Origin of the sequence: Arcanobacterium hippocoleae, assembly GCF_040360365.1 — a bacterium.
Classification (GTDB): domain Bacteria; phylum Actinomycetota; class Actinomycetes; order Actinomycetales; family Actinomycetaceae; genus Arcanobacterium_A; species Arcanobacterium_A hippocoleae_A.
This window is the reverse complement of sequence record NZ_CP136412.1, coordinates 520954-538880: the sequence shown is the minus strand read 5'-3', so window position 1 is coordinate 538880 and position 17927 is coordinate 520954. Positions and strand designations below refer to the sequence as shown.

General features: G+C 48.2%; 13 protein-coding genes and 7 pseudogenes. 18 read left to right on the top strand and 2 right to left on the bottom strand.

Annotated elements, in window-relative coordinates:
- Positions 1-82: 82 nt before the first annotated feature.
- From RQN30_RS02825 to RQN30_RS02800, 6 genes and pseudogenes are all read left to right on the top strand, one after another.
- Complete coding sequence (locus tag RQN30_RS02825) at positions 83-319, top strand: hypothetical protein (protein ID WP_353061164.1); 237 nt, start codon at positions 83-85, stop codon at positions 317-319.
- Between the two features lie 92 nt (positions 320-411).
- Positions 412-1404: a bifunctional riboflavin kinase/FAD synthetase gene (locus RQN30_RS02820; RefSeq protein WP_353061163.1), complete on the top strand. Its 993-nt coding sequence runs from the start codon at positions 412-414 to the stop codon at positions 1402-1404.
- 186 nt (positions 1405-1590) lie between these two features.
- A pseudogene (gene rpsO / locus RQN30_RS02815) lies at positions 1591-1859 on the top strand (30S ribosomal protein S15).
- Positions 1860-2137: 278 nt separating this feature from the next.
- Positions 2138-4485 (top strand): annotated as a pseudogene (locus RQN30_RS02810) (polyribonucleotide nucleotidyltransferase).
- 248 nt (positions 4486-4733) lie between these two features.
- A pseudogene (locus RQN30_RS02805) lies at positions 4734-5218 on the top strand (M16 family metallopeptidase); the annotation flags it as partial.
- A 21-nt stretch (positions 5219-5239) separates the two neighbouring features.
- Positions 5240-6049: an insulinase family protein gene (locus tag RQN30_RS02800; protein ID WP_353061749.1), complete on the top strand. Its 810-nt coding sequence runs from the start codon at positions 5240-5242 to the stop codon at positions 6047-6049.
- A 17-nt stretch (positions 6050-6066) separates the two neighbouring features.
- On the opposite strand, the gene RQN30_RS02795 is transcribed toward RQN30_RS02800, so the two are convergent.
- On the bottom strand, positions 6067-6672 hold the full coding sequence (locus RQN30_RS02795; protein ID WP_353061162.1) for a GNAT family N-acetyltransferase: 606 nt from the start codon (positions 6670-6672) through the stop codon (positions 6067-6069).
- 203 nt (positions 6673-6875) lie between these two features.
- Between RQN30_RS02795 and RQN30_RS02790 the strand changes: the two are divergent.
- The 4 genes and pseudogenes from RQN30_RS02790 to RQN30_RS02775 form a co-directional block, all read left to right on the top strand.
- Positions 6876-8509, top strand: a pseudogene (locus RQN30_RS02790) (ribonuclease J).
- Between the two features lie 127 nt (positions 8510-8636).
- On the top strand, positions 8637-8768 hold the full coding sequence (locus RQN30_RS02785; protein ID WP_353061161.1) for a hypothetical protein: 132 nt from the start codon (positions 8637-8639) through the stop codon (positions 8766-8768).
- Between the two features lie 35 nt (positions 8769-8803).
- A complete protein-coding gene (locus tag RQN30_RS02780; protein ID WP_353061160.1) occupies positions 8804-9004 on the top strand; it encodes a hypothetical protein in 201 nt (66 codons plus the stop codon).
- A gap of 703 nt (positions 9005-9707) precedes the next feature.
- A pseudogene (locus RQN30_RS02775) lies at positions 9708-11569 on the top strand (DNA translocase FtsK); the annotation flags it as partial.
- A 127-nt stretch (positions 11570-11696) separates the two neighbouring features.
- Here RQN30_RS02775 and RQN30_RS02770 read toward each other — a convergent pair.
- A complete protein-coding gene (locus RQN30_RS02770; protein WP_353061159.1) occupies positions 11697-11903 on the bottom strand; it encodes a hypothetical protein in 207 nt (68 codons plus the stop codon).
- On the opposite strand from RQN30_RS02770, the gene RQN30_RS02765 reads away from it, so the two are divergent.
- From RQN30_RS02765 to recA, 8 genes and pseudogenes are all read left to right on the top strand, one after another.
- Complete coding sequence (locus RQN30_RS02765; protein WP_353061748.1) at positions 11847-12305, top strand: CDP-alcohol phosphatidyltransferase family protein; 459 nt, start codon at positions 11847-11849, stop codon at positions 12303-12305. The two genes, RQN30_RS02770 and RQN30_RS02765, sit on opposite strands and share 57 nt — an antisense overlap.
- A 33-nt stretch (positions 12306-12338) precedes the next feature.
- Positions 12339-12850: pseudogene (locus tag RQN30_RS02760) on the top strand (CinA family protein).
- A gap of 140 nt (positions 12851-12990) precedes the next feature.
- The gene (locus RQN30_RS02755) at positions 12991-13356 is read left to right on the top strand and encodes a helix-turn-helix domain-containing protein (protein WP_491608688.1); all 366 of its coding nucleotides are present in this window, start codon (positions 12991-12993) and stop codon (positions 13354-13356) included.
- Positions 13357-13574: 218 nt separating this feature from the next.
- Entirely contained in the window at positions 13575-13802 is a 228-nt protein-coding gene (locus RQN30_RS02750; protein WP_353061158.1) for a DUF3046 domain-containing protein, read from the top strand.
- Between the two features lie 716 nt (positions 13803-14518).
- Positions 14519-15247 carry a glutamine amidotransferase-related protein gene (locus RQN30_RS02745; RefSeq protein WP_353061157.1) on the top strand — a complete coding sequence of 243 codons (729 nt, stop codon included), beginning with the start codon at positions 14519-14521 and terminating at the stop codon, positions 15245-15247.
- 5 nt (positions 15248-15252) lie between these two features.
- Entirely contained in the window at positions 15253-16167 is a 915-nt protein-coding gene (locus RQN30_RS02740) for a YbdK family carboxylate-amine ligase (RefSeq protein ID WP_353061156.1), read from the top strand.
- Positions 16101-16409, top strand: coding sequence for a glutamate-cysteine ligase family protein (locus RQN30_RS02735; protein WP_353061155.1), 309 nt, complete (start codon positions 16101-16103; stop codon positions 16407-16409). The genes RQN30_RS02740 and RQN30_RS02735 overlap by 67 nt, the downstream gene beginning before the upstream one ends.
- 297 nt (positions 16410-16706) lie before the next feature.
- Positions 16707-17764, top strand: a pseudogene (recA, locus tag RQN30_RS02730) (recombinase RecA).
- Positions 17765-17927: the final 163 nt, after the last annotated feature.

Below are 17927 nucleotides of genomic sequence, written 5' to 3'. Positions count from 1 at the left end.
GTCTTGGCTTTGCGTTCTCAGAATTATCAGGCGATGGCATATGCTTGTAAATATGAGTAATTGTGGTTGTGCGGATACGGGTATGAAAAATTTCGAAACAGAATCAGCCGTAATGCCGGGTAGTGAAACACATAACGGGTGCGGATGCAACGGTAATAAGCATCAGCAGAGTATTGACGGGCAGGCTGGGAATAACCGCGGGAGCTGCGGCTGCGGCGGTCATGGAAAGAAACATGGCGTGCGGACAGCTAATACTCCCAGAGATATTGCAGACGATTTCTCAGGCGGCCGCCATCAGCTCGGCTTACGCGGGAAATGATGCGGAACTTGGCGAAATTTGGCATCGGCAAATCATTGCAGGTAATCCATGATGAAAAGTAAATTTAATCAGTAATTCAATTTTTTAAACTTATGCAACTTTGGTATAAAAACTCAGATGTGCCCTCCGATTTTGGAGATACTGCCGTAACGATTGGTATTTTCGACGGCATGCATAAAGGGCACAGCGAAATTCTCGCACAGACAGTAGCCGCCGCCCGAAAGCGCGGAATTAAGGCAGTTGCCCTCACTTTCGAACCGCACCCGCGGATTGTGCACAATCCGGAAACTAATTTGAAACTGGTGATTTCGCTTGCGGATCGGCTTGCCCGGCTTGAAGCTGCTGGAATAGATGCCGTTTTTGTGCAGAAATATAATCTCGAATTTGCCGCCACGGAACCGCTTGATTTCATTGAAAATATTCTTATCAGAGTACTTCATGCGAAGGCGGTAGTTGTCGGGGAGGATGTCCGTTTCGGCCGGGGAAACTCCGGCGATGGAAAATTGCTTGCCGAGTACGGGAAAGAGTTTGGGATTCAAGTTAAAATTATCAGTGATCTTTGTGATGAATCTGGACGGCGGTGGTCATCGACATGGGTTCGGGAATTACTTGCCGATGGTGATGTAGCGGGGGCAGCGAAAGTGCTTGGCCGTCCGCATCGAATCCGCGGGGTGGTGGAGCATGGTTTCAAACGGGGGCGGGAGCTTGGTTTTCCGACAGCAAACCTCTCTGGAGACGGTCTGGGTGAAGTTCCGGCACAGGGGGTTTACGCTGGTTGGTTAGTGCAGGATGTCCCAGGGGCGAAAGCGGTGATAAATCTTCCGGCAGCAATCTCAATTGGGATGAATCCGCAGTTCGGAGGGGAACGAATGACGGTTGAAGCCCATGTGCTTGGGCGTTCTGATTTGAATCTTTATGGGAAAGAAATTGCGATTGATTTCATTGATTATTTACGTCCGATGATGAAGTTCGATTCAGTTACAGCGCTTTTGACGCAGATGGATCAGGATTTACGCAATTGTGCGCTCATTTTGGGCGTTCCTGTTGCGTGTCGGGTAAATCCGAAAGATGTGACAGCTCAGTAGCCGGCAAATGCAGGTATGTGCCGCAATTAGCAAGTACAGAAATCATGAGGGAGAGTTCACCTTTATCTATTAGGAATAGTTTCGTTCCTGGTGGTAGAATAGGGTAGCCGTTTATACCGGCCACGGAGCGTCATCGCTTGGGAGAACAAGCCCCAGGCTCCGTGCAGCGAGAAAAAGGAGAATCATATGGCTCTCAGCAAAGAGACCAAGGATGCAATCATCAAAGAATATGCAACCCATGAGGGCGATACTGGTTCGCCTGAAGTTCAGGTTGCGCTGCTTTCTGCGCGAATCAAGGAACTTACGGAGCATTTTCGAACACATCATCACGATCACCACTCGCGTCGTGGTCTGATGCTGCTTATCGGTAAGCGTCGTCGCCTTCTCGACTATCTTGTAAAGAAGATATTGAACGTTACCGTTCCCTGATTTCCCGTCTCGGTATTCGCCGATAACGGAAGCGAATCGGCCCTGCCAAGTACGGTACGGGCCGATTTCTCATAATTAGAAACAAATTCTCAGCACCTGAAATTAATTTCAAAATTTGAATTAATTTCAGGTGAATCAGCTGAAACATAGCGGAAGTCCTGGCCCAAGGTTCGATCCTCGGTGATGGTGTGCGAAGCCGGAAGAAAATCCTTGATTAATCGATTTTCGATTAAAGTTTCGAAAAATCGCGCATGATTATCGATGATCGGCTCTGAGCAGGCAGATTAGAAAAATAGGAGGGACCATGGAAGGTCCAGATATTAAACATGCCGAAGCTATTATTGATAATGGCAAGTTCGGTACACGCAAGATTCGTTTCGAAACAGGTTTGCTTGCACGGCAGGCAGCCGGATGTGCGCTGGCATATCTTGATGATGAAACGGTTGTGCTCTCGGCAACAGCAGTTTCATCCCAGCCGCGGGAAGGTTTTGATTTTTCCCGCTCACAGTTGATGTGGAAGAACGCTCATATGCGGCCGGCCGGATTCCAGGTTCGTTCTTCCGGCGGGAAGGCCGTCCAGGAACTGACGCAATTCTCGCAGCGCGGCTAATCGATCGTCCGCTTCGTCCGGCATTTGTGAAAGGCCTGCGCAACGAAGTCCAAGTCGTGGCTACTGTGCTCGCAATCCACCCGGATGACGCATACGACGTCGTCGCAATTAATGCTGCTTCAATGTCTACCCAGCTTTCCGGTCTGCCGTTCTCCGGCCCAATCGGCGGCGTCCGGGTATCCCTAATCGACGGGCAGTGGGTTGCTTTCCCGCGTTGGTCTGAAGAACCGCGTGCAACTTTTACAATGGTTGTTGCAGGCCGAATCGTCGGTGATGATATTGCAATTATGATGGTTGAAGCTGAAGGCGGCGAACATCTAGTTGAAAATGTGGAAAAAGGCGGAGTAGCACCAACTGAAGAAGTTGTGGCAGAAGGTCTTGAAGCTGCAAAGAAATTCATTCGGGTGCTTTGTGAAGCACAGGCAGAACTTGCTGCACAGGCAGCAAAACCAACCGAAGAATACCCGCTGTTCCCGCAGTACGAAGAAGAAGAGTTTGCGGCAGTAGGCGCACAGGTCGGAGACCGCTTTGAATCTCTTTGGGGGATTATCGACAAACATGAGCGTGATGATGCGCTTAATGATCTCACCGATACAATTGTGGATGAACTTATTGACCGCTTCCCGGAGCGTGAACAGCCGCTTGCGCTTGCAGTAAACTCGCATTGGAAGCAGGCAATGCGGAACCGCGTGCTTACCACCGGCGAGCGGATGGACGGCCGGACTCCGGTAGAAATCCGGACTATTACGGCGGAATCCGGGATTCTGCCGCGGGTTCATGGTTCGGCACTCTTCCAGCGAGGCGAAACACAAATTATGGGTGTGACCACGCTGAACATGCTGAAGATGGAACAGCAGATTGACAATCTCACTCCGATTAGCGCAAAACGTTATATCCACCACTACAATTTCCCGCCGTATTCGACTGGTGAGACTGGCCGTGTTGGTTCGCCGAAGCGCCGCGAGATCGGGCATGGAATGCTTGCAGAACGCGCACTAGTGCCGGTACTCCCGACACGCAGCGAATTCCCGTATGCGATTCGGCAAGTATCTGAAGCCTTAGGTTCAAATGGTTCAACCTCAATGGGATCTGTTTGTGCATCGACAATTTCGCTGCTCAACGCCGGTGTGCCGCTAAAAGCTCCAGTAGCGGGGATTGCGATGGGTCTTGTCTCTGGTGAAATCGCAGGTGAACAGCGCTACGTGGCGCTCACTGATATTCTTGGTGCAGAAGATGCGCTTGGAGACATGGATTTCAAAGTTGCAGGTACCCGTGAGTTCGTGACAGCGCTGCAGCTCGATACAAAGCTTGATGGGATTCCGGCTCAGGTTCTTGCCGGTGCGCTGGCACAAGCACGCGAAGCACGTTTTGCAATTCTCGATTTGATTGAGCAAGCTGTGCCGGAAGTTGAAGAAATGGCTGAGACTGCTCCGCGGATTATTTCCGTGCAGATTCCAACCGATAAGATTGGGGAAGTTATTGGGCCGAAAGGCAAAATAATCAATCAGATTCAGGAAGATACCGGTGCGGAAATCACAATCGAAGAAGATGGTACTGTGTTCATCGGAGCGATGAACGGTACTTCGGCAGAAGCTGCACGTCAAATGATTAACGGTATTGCAAATCCGCAAATGCCGGAAGTTGGTGAGAGATTTGTCGGCACAGTTGTAAAAACCACTACTTTCGGGGCATTTGTTTCGCTCGCTCCAGGTAAGGACGGTCTGCTGCATATCTCGCAAATCCGCCGTCTTGTTGGCGGAAAACGTGTTGAATCAGTTGAAGACGTGCTCAATGTCGGCGATAAAATCGAGGTTGAATTAGCCGAGATTGATCCGCGCGGAAAACTTTCACTCCATGCAGTGCTTACCGCAGAACAGCTTGCAGCAGAGGCAGAAGCCGAGTCAGAGTCGAAAGAACATAAAGGAAAAGCTAACCGTGAACGCGGAGAACGCCGTGAGCGCCGTCCGCGGGAACGCCGTCGGACTCGTGCTGCTGAATCTTCAGATGCGGAAGCAGCTGAAAGTACTGAGTCTGCGGAATAATTCCGCATTGAGAAATTGGCGTTAGAAACTTTGCGGATATCTGCTGAAATATAATTTCAGCCTGAGAATCTCCAGTTATAAAATGCGCTGCAGGTCATGCCGAGTGAAAACTATTTTCTCGGCATGACCTGCGTCTTGATTCTCAATAGCGATTTGCCAGGTTTCACAAATCCCGCTAAATTCGAAAAAGAATTCAAAACTGACAATGACGTTATACCCTTTCAGATTATTTCAGGAGCATATCGCGTATGGCATATGAAAATCTCTCGCTTCCGTTAGCCGACTTTACCGAAATGGAATTTAACGAAAACGGGATTCTCGGAAGACGCTCAATTCTCCCCGGCGGGGTGCGCGTGCTTAGTGAGAAAGTTCCCGGACAGCGTTCAGCATCTATTTCTTTCTGGATTGGCGCAGGCTCTCGAGATGAAGCTGCCGGGCATGAAGGATCGACACATTTTCTTGAGCACATGCTTTTTAAAGGCACCAAAACCCGCACATCTGCCGATATTTCACGACTTTCCGACTTTCTTGGCGGCGCGATTAACGCCGCAACATCACGGCAATACACCTGTTACTACGGGCGGGTTTTTCTACCGATGTGCCGCAATTGCTTGAACTTCTTGTTGACATGGTTACCGATTCAACTCTCGAATATGAGCAAATGGAAACAGAACGCGGTGTGATTCTTGAAGAATTAGCTGCTGCCGAAGATGATGTGAGTGAATCAGTTGAAACCGCACTTTTACCGCTGGTAATGGGGGCACATCCGCTTGCACGGCCAGTCGGAGGAACCAAAGAAACAGTAGCCGCGTTATCACACGATTCAATGATGAATCACTATCAGCACAACTATCACGGACGTGAGTTGGTAGTGAGTGCTGCCGGAGATATCGACCATGATGAACTTTGCAAAATACTGCTGGCTTTATTGGAACAGCACGGATGGAATCTTCACGACGGTGTACTCCCAAATCCGCGCCGTCGGGTTACAGACATCCAATATTCCGCAGGAGCAGAACTGATTCTTCCGCATCCCAGCCGGCAGAGCGCCGTCGTAATTGGAATGCCGGGGATTAAAATTGGAAGTAAAGATGAGGCTGCATCCAGTATGCTCGATATTATTCTTGGCGGAGGTACGTCTTCGCGCCTTTTCCAGGAAATCCGCGAAAAACATGGGCTGGCATATTCGGTTTATTCTTGGAGTTTGGGATGGAATGAAGGCGGAGTTTTCGCTATGGAAGCCTCTTGTGCTGAAGAAAGCAGTGAAAAAGTTGCCGAACTGATGCGTAAATGTCTGGTTGAAATCGCGCAGGATGGTGTAAGCGAAGCAGAACTTGATACGGCATTCAACCAAAAACGCGCACAACTTATTTTTGCTTCGGAAACGAATGGTTTTCGGAAGAACCGTCTTGGATACGCCGAACTATTCCGCGGAGAACTCATCTCGATTGAGGAAAATCTGCGCCGCTCCCGTGAAGTTACTGTACAGATGGTGCAAGATTTAGCACAGCGATTTGCAGCGAGTCCGCAATCAATAGTGCGATCTGTGAATGCTGCCAAATAACAGTGTTTAACTGAGTTTTAGAAAGTTGTCCACCAAAGATGCTGATATACAGAGCGGCCGTCAATCTGAAGCTCACGTTGAAAACCGAGAGGCGCAAAGCCGCTTTCACTTAAAAATTGGATTAGCTTTTCTGAGCTTGGGAAAACCCAGATGTACAGTTCTGTGCCTGATTCGCCAACGATATCAGTGATTGCGGCAAGCATTCTCGCTTCATGGTTTTCGCCGTAATGTCTGGAATCTACATCAAAATTACTGATTTCGAAGGCACGGCGGTTTTCGGGAAGTTCAGCAGCTGCGGGGTGAGCTGCAGGGAAGTCAAATGGTTGTGTCGGGGCGGCGGCAGCCAGACCGAGTATTTTCCCGTCGTGAATTGCCAGCAGCACATGGTGCTCAGCAGAAAGCGGTGCGGTTAGCGTTTCCTGCCAGCTTTCCGCGAAGCGGGCAGAATCAAAGAGTGTGCGCGATTCTTTACTTAATGGTGCTTCAATTGCGGCAACAACTGTTTCATGCATTGAATGTGCTGTCAGGATGCCGATTTGCTGCGCATCTGCGGGGGTAGCTGGACGTACAAAGGTTGGACCCGGATTAGCGGTTTGCGTTAGTTTATTTAATGACTTTTGCATCTTGAACCGTCCTTAAATATAGTTCCCAAAGATGATTATTTGCTTCCTCGTCATACTAGTATTGCAAAAATAAAGTCTATTGACGAAAACAAATACCCTGCAGTTTTCCACCAATAGCGCATTGCTTAATAAAGCATTGCAAAACGTGCCAGAATAGAGGAGTGAATGCGACAAATTTACCTAATGAACTTGCAAAAGACACCGTGAGAATTGTGCCGCTGGGCGGAATTGGAAATATCGGCCGGAATATGACCACTTTCGAATGCAACGGCCGGATCTTGATTGTTGACTGCGGCGTACTTTTTCCAGAAGAAAGCCAGCCGGGTGTAGATTTGATTCTCCCGGATTTTTCTTATCTTGAGAATCGTCTTGCAGATATTGATGCGATTATCCTTACGCATGGTCACGAAGACCATATTGGTGCAGTGCCGTACCTGTTAAAACTACGTAATGATATCCCCTAATCGGATCGCAATTTACGATTGCTTTGGTCGAAGCAAAGTTGGCTGAGCATCGGATTAAACCGTATTCCATGGTAGTCAAAGAAGGCGACGTGGAACGGATTGGCAACTTTGAATGTGAATTTATTGCCGTGAACCACTCGATTCCGGACGCACTCGCGGTATTTATGCGTTCTGCAGGCGGAAATATCCTGATTACCGGCGATTTTAAGATGGATCAGCTGCCGCTTGACGGCAGAATTACAGATTTACGTGCATTCGCCCGTGCAGGAGAAGAAGGCGTTGATCTTTTTATGGCCGATTCGACAAATGCGGAAGTGCCGGGATTTGTACGTTCGGAAGGTGAAATCGGACCGGTTCTTGAAAATATTTTTTCCCAAACTAAAGGGCAGATTGTTGTGGCATCTTTCGCTTCGCACGTTCACCGTGTACAGCAAGTTCTTGATGCGGCGCATAAATATCAGCGGAAAGTTTGTTTCGTCGGCCGTTCAATGGTGAAAAATATGGGAATTGCGGCGGAACTCGGACTGCTCACCGTACCGGAGAACACCCTTGTCGATTTACGTGAAGTGGATAATTTACCGGATGAAAAACGAGTATTTATGTCAACAGGATCACAGGGCGAGCCAATGGCGGTGCTTTCGCGAATTGCATCCGGAACGCATAAGCGGATCGGCGTCGGACCAGGAGATACAGTTGTTTTTGCTTCATCACTGATTCCTGGTAACGAGAATTCGGTCTTCCGGCTGATTAATGGGCTAACGAAGCTCGGGGCAAAAGTCGTACATCAAGGTAATGCTGCAGTACACGTTTCAGGTCATTCCGCGCAAGGTGAGCTGCTCTATGCTTATAACATTATTGAACCGCTGAATGCGATGCCGATTCACGGAGAACCGCGGCATCTTGTGGCAAACGGCTCGCTTGCGGTAAAAACGGGTGTACCGGCTGAAAATGTGCTGCTTTGCGAAGACGGAACCGTAGTGGATTTGCATGATGGAATCGCAAAAATCGTCGGTGAAGTGCCATGCGGATACGTTTTCGTTGACGGATCCTCCGTCGGTGAGATTGGGGAAGCAGAACTTACTGACCGCCGCACACTCGGGCAGGAAGGGTTTATTGCAGTGTTTGCTGTGGTGGATTCACAGAAACGGGAGATTCTTGCCGGTCCGCACATCCAAGCCCGCGGTATGGCTGAAGACGAGGAAATATTTGGCGAAATCCTGCCTGACGTGCATGCAGCACTGCAAAGCTCGCTTGCGAAAGGGACGGCTGATACTTACCAAATGCAGCAGGCGATGCGGCGCGTAATTGGACGTTGGGCGGCGAAAAGTTTGCGGCGCGCACCAATGATTATTCCAACAGTGATGGAAGCCTGATTTGTGTTTCGTTCGGCGCGCCAGCCCTCTACACTAGGATGAGAACACTTAGTGTAGAGATACTCAGGAATAGAATAAGTATGCCGAAAACTTTCTGCAGATGGGAGCGATTTTGGCTCGGGAAAAGTTGAGCTCAAATCAAAATAATTCAGCCGGACGCCGCAAAACCAGCGCCGTCAATACGAACGGTGCCGGAGACGCAAAGCAGCAAAAACGCACACGTCTCGTTCGCAAGATGCTGCATATGCAGCAGAAATAGATAACCGGCAGCATCACGACGGACTTGCCATTACTTTGCTTGCTTTTGCAATCGTCATCGCGATTGGGGAATGGTTCGGACTGAAAGCGCCTGCAATAAACTTCCTGCACCATATTGCGGCTGGTATTTTTGGTGTCCTTGCCGTCGTAGTGCCGCTGCTTCTGACAGTACTTTCAATAAAGTTTTTCTGCGGAAACATCAGGAGACGAATTCTCGCTGGGCGGTTTCCGCGATAGTTTTGACAGCTGCAATCACCGGTATCCTGCATATTGTGCTGGGAGCGCCAGATCCGCTGCAGAACTTTTTGCCGTTGAAGCTGCCGGCGGTTTGGTTGGCTGGATTATCGGCGGAGCACTCAATGTTTTGCTTACGCCCTGGGGTGCTGTGCCGATACTAGTCTTAATAATTTTCTACGCATTTTTGTATGCTGCCAATGCACAGGTGAGTGATATTCTCGCGGTATTGAAAACGCGGTTCCCTAACCGGAAGGAAACCGGAAAAGAAAAGTATCCTCACCAGCAGGAACGAGCGGCTGAAAATACACTTCCGGCAAGTGCTGAATTTACATCTGATTATGCAAATAACGCTGCAGAAACAAACAAAAAATCAAGGTTTAACTTTTTCCGGAAGAAATCGGAGAAAATTAACTTGCCTGCGGGAGAATCTGCCGAAACCCAAATTCTGCATCCGGATGCTCAATTGCCAACACAGGCATATGATTCGGCGGTTAAGCCGCGAAATTTAGTAACTGCGGCAAGTTCTGAGTTAATTGAGAATCCCGCAAATAACAGCGATACCGCAAAAACTGAGTCAGCTAATCTAAATTTGCAGAATGAAGCCGCGCACTTACGGCGAAAATCTGCTACGAAGCCGCTGCGGGCACCGAAACCAAATACGGAAAATACAGCAAATACCGGCAAACAGCTCGAGCTTGCAGCAAATATTACCTACACGCTGCCCGCATTAAAGATACTCGAAGCAGGTGCACCGCATCTTGAACGCTCAGCTGTGAACGATGAAGTCGTTGCCGCATTGACGCGCGTATTTTCTGAATTTCACGTGGACGCTGTCGTTACTGGGTTTTCCCGCGGACCGACAGTTACACAATATGAAGTAGAGCTTGGACCTGGCGTAAAGGTAGATCGAATCACCCAGCTTTCAAAAAATATCGCCTACTCTGTCGCCTCTGCAGATGTGCGGATTATTTCTCCGATTCCAGGTAAATCTGCGATTGGAATTGAAATCCCAAATGCTGACCGTGAGGTAGTAATGATTGGCGATGTGCTGCGTTCTGCAGCGGCAAAGAAAGAAACACATCCGCTTGTTGTCGGCGTGGGGAAGAATGTCGGCGGGCAATATGTGCTCGCAAATCTCGCTAAAATGCCGCATCTTCTGGTAGCCGGTGCAACTGGTGCCGGTAAATCATCTTTCATTAACTCGATGATCACCTCAGTTATGATGCGGGCTACGCCTGAGCAGGTGCGGATGATTCTTGTTGATCCAAAACGAGTGGAATTAACGATTTATGCAGGTATTCCGCATCTCATCACTCCAATTATCACAAATCCAAAGAAAGCAGCGGACGCACTTGAATGGGTTGTGCGCGAAATGGATCAGCGCTACGACGATTTAGCTGCTTATGGATATAAACATATCGACTCATTCAATGAGGCGGTACGCTCAGGAAACTCCAGGCACTTCCTGGATCTGAACGGAAATTAACACCTTACCCGTATCTGCTGGTTGTAGTTGATGAGCTTGCTGATTTGATGATGGTAGCCCCGCGTGATGTGGAAGCGTCGATTCAACGCATTACACAGCTTGCGCGCGCAGCTGGAATCCATCTTGTTCTTGCGACGCAGCGGCCGTCGGTGGACGTCGTAACCGGATTAATCAAAGCCAATATTCCGTCGCGCCTGGCATTCATGACGTCTTCGCTTGCTGATTCGCGGGTGATTCTTGATTCCTCTGGAGCGGAAAAGCTTATCGGTAAAGGCGATGCGCTTTTCCAGCCTTCCGGCGCATCAAAACCGATGCGTGTGCAGGGCGCATGGGTAAACGAATTCGAAATTGAAGAAATTGTGAATCATGTAAAGGCGCAAATGCAGCCGGTTTATCGTGAGGATGTGATTCCAAAGGCAGAGAAGAAAGCCGTCGAAGATGAGATTGGTGACGATCTTGAAACTTTGCTGCAAGCAGCTGAGCTCGTGGTGAACAACCAGTTCGGATCAACTTCAATGCTGCAGCGAAAACTGCGGATTGGTTTTGCAAAAGCCGGTCGAATGATGGATTTACTTGAGTCGCGTGAGATTGTTGGACCTTCTGAAGGATCTAAAGCACGCGAGGTACTTGTAACCCCAGATCAGCTTGATGATGTACTCGCCCTGATCCGCGGTGAAGATATTCAGTTGCATTCTGCTGAATCGGCTGATGAAAGCAGTGATGAGCTGCGCTCTTATCCGCATAATGGCGATGATCGTTATGCGGATGCGAATTTCGGTGATGTCGCGGTTACCCGTGAGTCAGATCCGGATAAGCGCCCGTTTGAAGGCGGAGAAGAAAGCGTTGGAATAGCTGATATCGGAGAAACGGCAGAAAATGCGGCTGCAGCCAGAGGCGGGGATACTGCGCGCACTGTTACGTATCAAATAGATAATCGCTATGCAAACGACCCGCTCGGAAGCGAAGCGGCATTTGCAGAAAAAACCGTCGCAATTAACTATTATGATTCCGACGGGGAGAAGGTGAAACTGGTGAAGACGCATGGCAGCTTACCGGGAGAGATTAGATTTCTGCAATGATCGATTTTTACTTCCAAAAATCAGATTTGCAGAATACTGGACCGGGTTAGTGCCCACGAATTGTGCTGATGAAACTATAATTGTTTTGTGATCTTAAATTTTGCTGAAGTTTTACAAAAACTTGCTGTTACGCAATGCGGGAAGAGATGAGTGCTGGTATGGAAATGAAAAAACAAAAAGCGCCGCTGTTAAACATTGCAAATGTTTTAACAATGCTGCGGTTGGTGCTGGTTCCCGTTTTTATTGCAGTTTTCTGGATTAACGGTATTACTGACTCCTGGCTGCCTGTCGGAATTTTTTCATCGCGGCAGTTACGGACAAGCTTGATGGTCACTTTGCCCGATCCTGGAATTTGATTACAGATTTTGGAAAACTCGCAGATTCGATAGCGGATAAAGCGCTAATTATTTCTGCGCTCGTTTTACTTTCATGGCATGGTTATCTTTGGTGGTGGGTCGCGGTAATATTCATCGTGCGTGAGCTGGGAATTACTTTGATGCGGATGCACTTGCGAAAAGTAAAAGTGATGGCTGCAGGCTGGCACGGCAAAATTAAGATGGCTGCACAGTCTTTTGGAATTGGCGGGCTGCTATTGCCATGGCATCTTTTCTTAAATCCCGAATTTACTAATTTTATGGTTTGGGCGAGTTATGCTTTGATTGCAGTTGCCTTATTTTATGCGGTACTTTCTGCATACGAATATGTACGTGAAGCAATTTTGCTCAGCAAAAAATGAGCAGCAGATTCACCGCTTGACCATTCTCAGCAGATGATTATGATGGATAACTCGTTAATACAAAATTCAGTACTTGAAAAAATATTTGCGAAAATTAGCCGCTTGGGTGCAACTTTGAGCGTGGCTGAATCATTAACCGGTGGTTTACTGGCGGCGAGTTTCGTTTCCTATCCTGGGATTTCCGCAATTTTTCGCGGGGAGTAGTTTCGTACACCAACGATATTAAGGTGCGCGTACTGGGAGTGGATTCGAGATTGTTAGCAAGCGGCGGAGCAGTGCAAGCAAAAGTGGCTGAGCAGATGGCAAAAGGTGTTTCCGATCTCTACGGCACACAATATGCCCTTGCAACGACGGGCGTGGCTGGCCCTGGTCCTGCTGACGGGAAAAAGCAAGGCACTGTTTTCATCGCGGTTAAAACTCCAGATAGCTTAAAGGCCGTTCAATATCAGTTTCATGGAAATCGGGAACAGATTCGGATGCAGAGCGCAGAAGCTGCGATTTTGCTGCTTTTAAGCGAAATAACGGCAATTAAACAGGAACTATAAAGTAAACTTGAAGTAAAGTCTGAGACCATTTTCAGGTAATTTTCAGCTTTGCGTGGAAATATTGAACACGTTGGAGGCGTTGAAAGATACGAAAGGCAAGATGTTCTTGCCGCTCCTCCCAAGAAGAAAGAGTGAACTAGATGAATATGAACACCGAACTTCGTACTGAAACTGTCTTACTTCGTCGCGAGTTAGGTGATGTGCTGCGTGAATACCGTCAACGCCAGGGGCGGACATTACGTGAGGTTTCTTCCGACGCGCGTGTGTCACTCGGATACCTCTCAGAAGTTGAACGCGGTCAGAAAGAAGCATCATCTGAACTCCTAGATTCGATTTGCCGTGCATTGAATGTTCCGCTTTCGCATGTACTGCGGCTTGTTGCTGATCGGATGGATCGTGCGGAAGGCCGTATGACCCCGGCGATGCGCCGCATTGCTCAGGTGCAGATTCCGGATGCGATTCCAGAATCTGTGTTCGCGGCTGAACTGGCATCGATGAACCGCTAAATTATTCTGATTTTAATTTAGCTAATTTTACCTAGCTTCCGGACCTGCTGAATGGCGTGATTGGCAGGTCCGGTCTTTTCATAGTTCCGCTATCGGAAAATAACAGTTACGATAGCAGTTATTGCAGTAGTTTTTACTGGTTTACTGGTTTACTGGTTTACTGGTTTACTGGTTTACTGGCATGATAGAACACGATAGAAGCAGAAAGCGGAAAGCAAATGACACATACAGAGTTTTGGGATGTGTTACGGCGCGTATTCCCTGATGGTCAAGCCGAATCTATTGCGAAAGATTTCGTCCTTCCTCAGGTCGGCTCACGCACTTGCGAAGAAGCGCTTGCTGCTGGGGTGAAACCGTTGGATGTGTGGAAAGCTTTGATTGGTGAAATGGGTTTGCCTGCCAGCTATGAATATCTGCATCGGAAGCGGAGTCGCCGCGAAAGCTAATTGCAGCGCAGAATACAGTATGAGTTTAACGGGCTTTCCGTATTTTCGTGTACGTGCAGAGGCGCAGCCTGCGGTGGTTATTGTTTTTGCCGAAAGTATTTTTAATGGCGCTGTATGGTCTTGTTCTAGTTTTATCTCAGTTTGGGTTCATTCTCTGCCTGGGTTTAATCGGTTATGTTTAGCCGGAGTAAGTTAGGGTGCGAGTATTTCCCGTTTCGCTAAACCGACGGATGCAGTCCTGCAGCTCGAAAATGCGGAAAGCCTTTTAGTTGGGTCTAATTATCTGGGTCCAATTTAGTTGGGTCCAGTTTTGCCGGGTTCTAAGCGGTGTTTTTGCACAGCGGTCAGGCTTGATCTATGCAAAAACACCGCTTTCCGCCCGAACAGATGCCAGTTTCATTGCACTAAGACGAAGAAAAATATGAAGAGCCGATTTAGATAAACTTTGCTGCCAGTTGCGTGGGTTCATGGTGATTTTGCTGTCAGTTACATACACTGATACTCGCGGCACGCAAAATGCGAAGCGCTGCTTAACAATTCAAATTCGCAAAGTTAAATCACAAATTTAATTCTTGCCGCCGGATTATCCGGCGAAAACTGTTTCCAACTGTTAGCTGTGCATACTTAAAAATAATGCTGGGATTACTGAATCAGATGCGCATCTTAAATGGGAGACGGCTCGAAAAATATATCTAACTTAAACTAATCTGAGACACATGAAACCTTTTGTCTTTTTTGAATGCCGTCCGCAGAATGCTGTTGCGGAAGATGAATACGCGGCGTTATTACGGATTACTGGATTTACCGCGCTGGAAATAGAGCGAATTTGGCTTAGTGAATGGCAGGGAGAATTTGATTTTTCTCAATACAGCGGCGTAATAGTTTCCGGTTCACCCTACGGATATCATACGGAACAGGCTGCGAAATCTCCGGAGCAAATCAAAATTGAAGCAAATATTGCGAAGATTGCTGATTACTGCCTGGATAATGATTTTCCATACTTTGGCATTTGCTTTGGGCTGCAGGCATTGGCAGTCCGCGAAGGTCTGCCGCTTACCGGAGAATATGCAGAAGATATTGACGCTGTGCAGATTCAGCAGACTGCGGCCGGTTTAGCCGATGCGATTTTTCGGAAAATTCCGGCTGAATTTTTCTGCTATACCGGACATAGTGAAGCTGTTTGCGCACCTCTCGAAAGCGGCGTACTGCTTGCCTGGTCGCCAAGCTGCCCAATTCAGGCGGTACGATTCGGGAACAATGTATATGGCGTACAATTTCACCCAGAGATTAACCGGGATTCTCTTGAAGTGCGTTTAGCTGCTTATGCGGGAAAATACTTTGATCTCGATGGTGCTGATAAAGTGCGTGCGCGAGTTCACGGTAAAGATGTTTCTTCTGGAGAAATATTGATTCGGGCTTTTGTCGAAACATATCAGGAAAGCTGAATGAAATGTTAAATTTTGCGTCTTCTGCACGCTCAACACTGGGAATTGAGTGGGAGCTGCAATTAATCGATCAGGATTCATTCGATCTACGGCAAACAGGCGATATTGTGCTTGCGAAGCTGCGCGAATCTGCCGCGGCATGTGATCCGAAATCAGCTGAATTTATTGCAAATATTCATGGCGAAATGCTGCTTAATACCGTCGAACTTGTGTCTCATCCGCATCGGACGGTGAAAGAGTGCGTGCAAGATATTTCTGCTGAGCTGAAAGCGGTACGGCAGGTAGTCGCCCCAATGCGGATTGAACTTGCGGGTGCTGGCACACATCCTTTTGCAAACCCGGCTTACCAGCGGGTGACGGATAAGGAGCGGTACAGCAAAATTGTGAATCGGACCCAGTATTGGGGGCGGCAAATGCTGCTTTTCGGAACTCACGTGCACGTGGGTGTTGAGCAGCGTGAATTAGTGCTTCCAGTGATAAACGCACTGCTTACGCGGTTTGCACAGCTGCAGGCATTAACAGCAGCTTCGCCTTACTGGAACGGGGTGAATACCGGATATGCTGATAACCGGGCAATGGTTTTCCAGCAGCTGCCAACGGCAGGTGTGCCGCATCAGTTTTCGCGTTGGGAAGAGCTTACGGGATATTACACTGATATGAAAAAGACCGGTGTGATTGACGGTTTTAGTGAGATTCGTTGGGATATTCGGCCTTCGCCGAAGTTTGGCACAATTGAGCTGCGGATGTGTGATGCGGCTTCGAATATTGCGGAGCTTGCGATGGCAGCGGCGGTTTCACAATGTTTAGTTGAGTATTTTGTGCGGAAAGCTGAAGCGGGGAGGAACTTCCAACAATGCAGCCGTGGTTTGTTGATGAAAACAAGTGGCGTGCAGCTCGTTACGGTACAGATGCCGTCTTAATTCTCGACAGTGCTGGTAATGAAGAGCTGGTGACGGATACATTAACAAAAATGGTTCAAGAGCTGCTGCCCATTGCTGCAGAACTCGCGTGTGAAGAAGAGCTCATGTATGTTCATACAGTGATGAAGAAGGGGGCTCCGTACAAGCGGATGCTTCGCGCTGCGCAGACTGGTGACAATAGCCGTGAGGCAGTAGTGGCGCATTTACTTGCGGAAATGCATGCGGGACGGCCGATTGCCTAAACGTGTTTAAAATGGGGTGGATTTCGTAGTTTTTGTTTTTAGCTCATGAATATTTAATGTTTTTACGACGGCGGAGAAATATTTGCCGCTGATTCGCGGGTCGATTTTTATTCGAACTAATGTTCGGGATAAGCTTGTCCACGTGCAATCAGATGCGCTTGCCTTATCCACATTCGGAAAAGGCAAGTAAATTTTGGCAGAGGTCGGCTTTATGGTTGTGCTAGATGGTATCCCGGAGAGGGCAGTACCATTAATGACCTGTTCTGTAAACCCCTAAATGCAAGAAAAGGAAAAGCTGTGGCAGTAAATAAAGATGACAACCGGGCAAAAGCGCTTGAAGTGGCGCTAGGGCAAATTGATAAAGCTTTTGGTAAGGGTTCGGCAATGCGGTTAGGAGATAAGCCGCCAGCGGAGGTAAAAGTTATTCCTACCGGCTCGCTTTCCTTGGATGTAGCTTTAGGAATTGGCGGTCTGCCGCGCGGCCGCATTATTGAAATTTATGGTCCGGAATCTTCCGGAAAAACAACTGTCGCACTGCACGCCGTCGCAAATGCGCAGAAAGCCGGAGGAATTGCGGCATTTGTTGATGCTGAGCACGCATTAGACCCGGAATACGCAAAGAAACTCGGTGTTGACACCGACTCGCTGATTGTTTCACAGCCGGATACCGGTGAACAGGCGCTGGAAATTGCAGATATGCTAATCCGTTCAGGAGCCTTGGATATTATCGTGATTGACTCTGTAGCCGCGCTTGTACCGAAAGCGGAAATTGACGGTGAAATGGGTGACTCCCATGTTGGTTTGCAGGCGCGTTTGATGTCGCAGGCATTGCGCAAACTCACGGGGGCGCTCTCAGCTTCCGGTACCACCGCAATTTTTATTAATCAGCTTCGTGAGAAGATTGGCGTATTTTATGGCAACCCAGAGACAACAACTGGCGGTAAAGCGTTGAAGTTTTACGCTTCAGTTCGTTTAGATGTACGCCGCGGCGAAACACTGAAAGAAGGTGCGAACCCGGTGGGTAATCGCACGAAAGTAAAAATTGTAAAAATAAGATGGCTCCGCCTTTTAAGCAGGCAGAATTCGACATTCTCTACGGTGAAGGGATTTCACGCGAAGGCGGAATTATTGATATGGCTGTGGATACAGGTGTGGCGCGCCGTTCCGGAGCATGGTACACCTATGAAGGCGATCAGCTTGGTCAGGGTAAGGAAAAAGCACGCCAATTCTTAAAAGATAATCCGGAAATCGCTGAAGAAATTGAAGTTAAGGTAAAGCGCAAACTTGGTGTGGTTGGATTCCGTGAAGATGAGGAAAATAACCAGATTAAAACTGAAATCCAAGATCAGGCATAATCTTAGTTTGCTGGTTTTCCGGAAATGTAAATCCAAATTCTGGTTTATCAGTATCTAAACTATATTCACGATTAGCACTTTCACACTCGGACAAAGTTAGAAATTAGTTAAAGGAGAAGCTCGCCAGAGAAATTTTTGATAATAAAATTTCTCTGGCGAGTAT

Excerpts from the sequence above, each read along its gene's own strand:
- RQN30_RS02825 (WP_353061164.1), top strand. The coding sequence starts at position 83 with ATGAAAAATTTCGAAACAGAATCAGCCGTAATGCCGGGTAGTGAAACA.
- RQN30_RS02820 (WP_353061163.1), top strand. The coding sequence starts at position 412 with ATGCAACTTTGGTATAAAAACTCAGATGTGCCCTCCGATTTTGGAGAT.
- RQN30_RS02800 (WP_353061749.1), top strand. The coding sequence starts at position 5,240 with ATGGGGGCACATCCGCTTGCACGGCCAGTCGGAGGAACCAAAGAAACA.
- RQN30_RS02795 (WP_353061162.1), bottom strand. The coding sequence starts at position 6,672 with ATGCAAAAGTCATTAAATAAACTAACGCAAACCGCTAATCCGGGTCCA.
- RQN30_RS02755 (WP_491608688.1), top strand. The coding sequence starts at position 12,991 with ATGAATATGAACACCGAACTTCGTACTGAAACTGTCTTACTTCGTCGC.
- RQN30_RS02750 (WP_353061158.1), top strand. The coding sequence starts at position 13,575 with ATGACACATACAGAGTTTTGGGATGTGTTACGGCGCGTATTCCCTGAT.
- RQN30_RS02745 (WP_353061157.1), top strand. The coding sequence starts at position 14,519 with ATGAAACCTTTTGTCTTTTTTGAATGCCGTCCGCAGAATGCTGTTGCG.
- RQN30_RS02740 (WP_353061156.1), top strand. The coding sequence starts at position 15,253 with ATGTTAAATTTTGCGTCTTCTGCACGCTCAACACTGGGAATTGAGTGG.
- RQN30_RS02735 (WP_353061155.1), top strand. The coding sequence starts at position 16,101 with ATGCAGCCGTGGTTTGTTGATGAAAACAAGTGGCGTGCAGCTCGTTAC.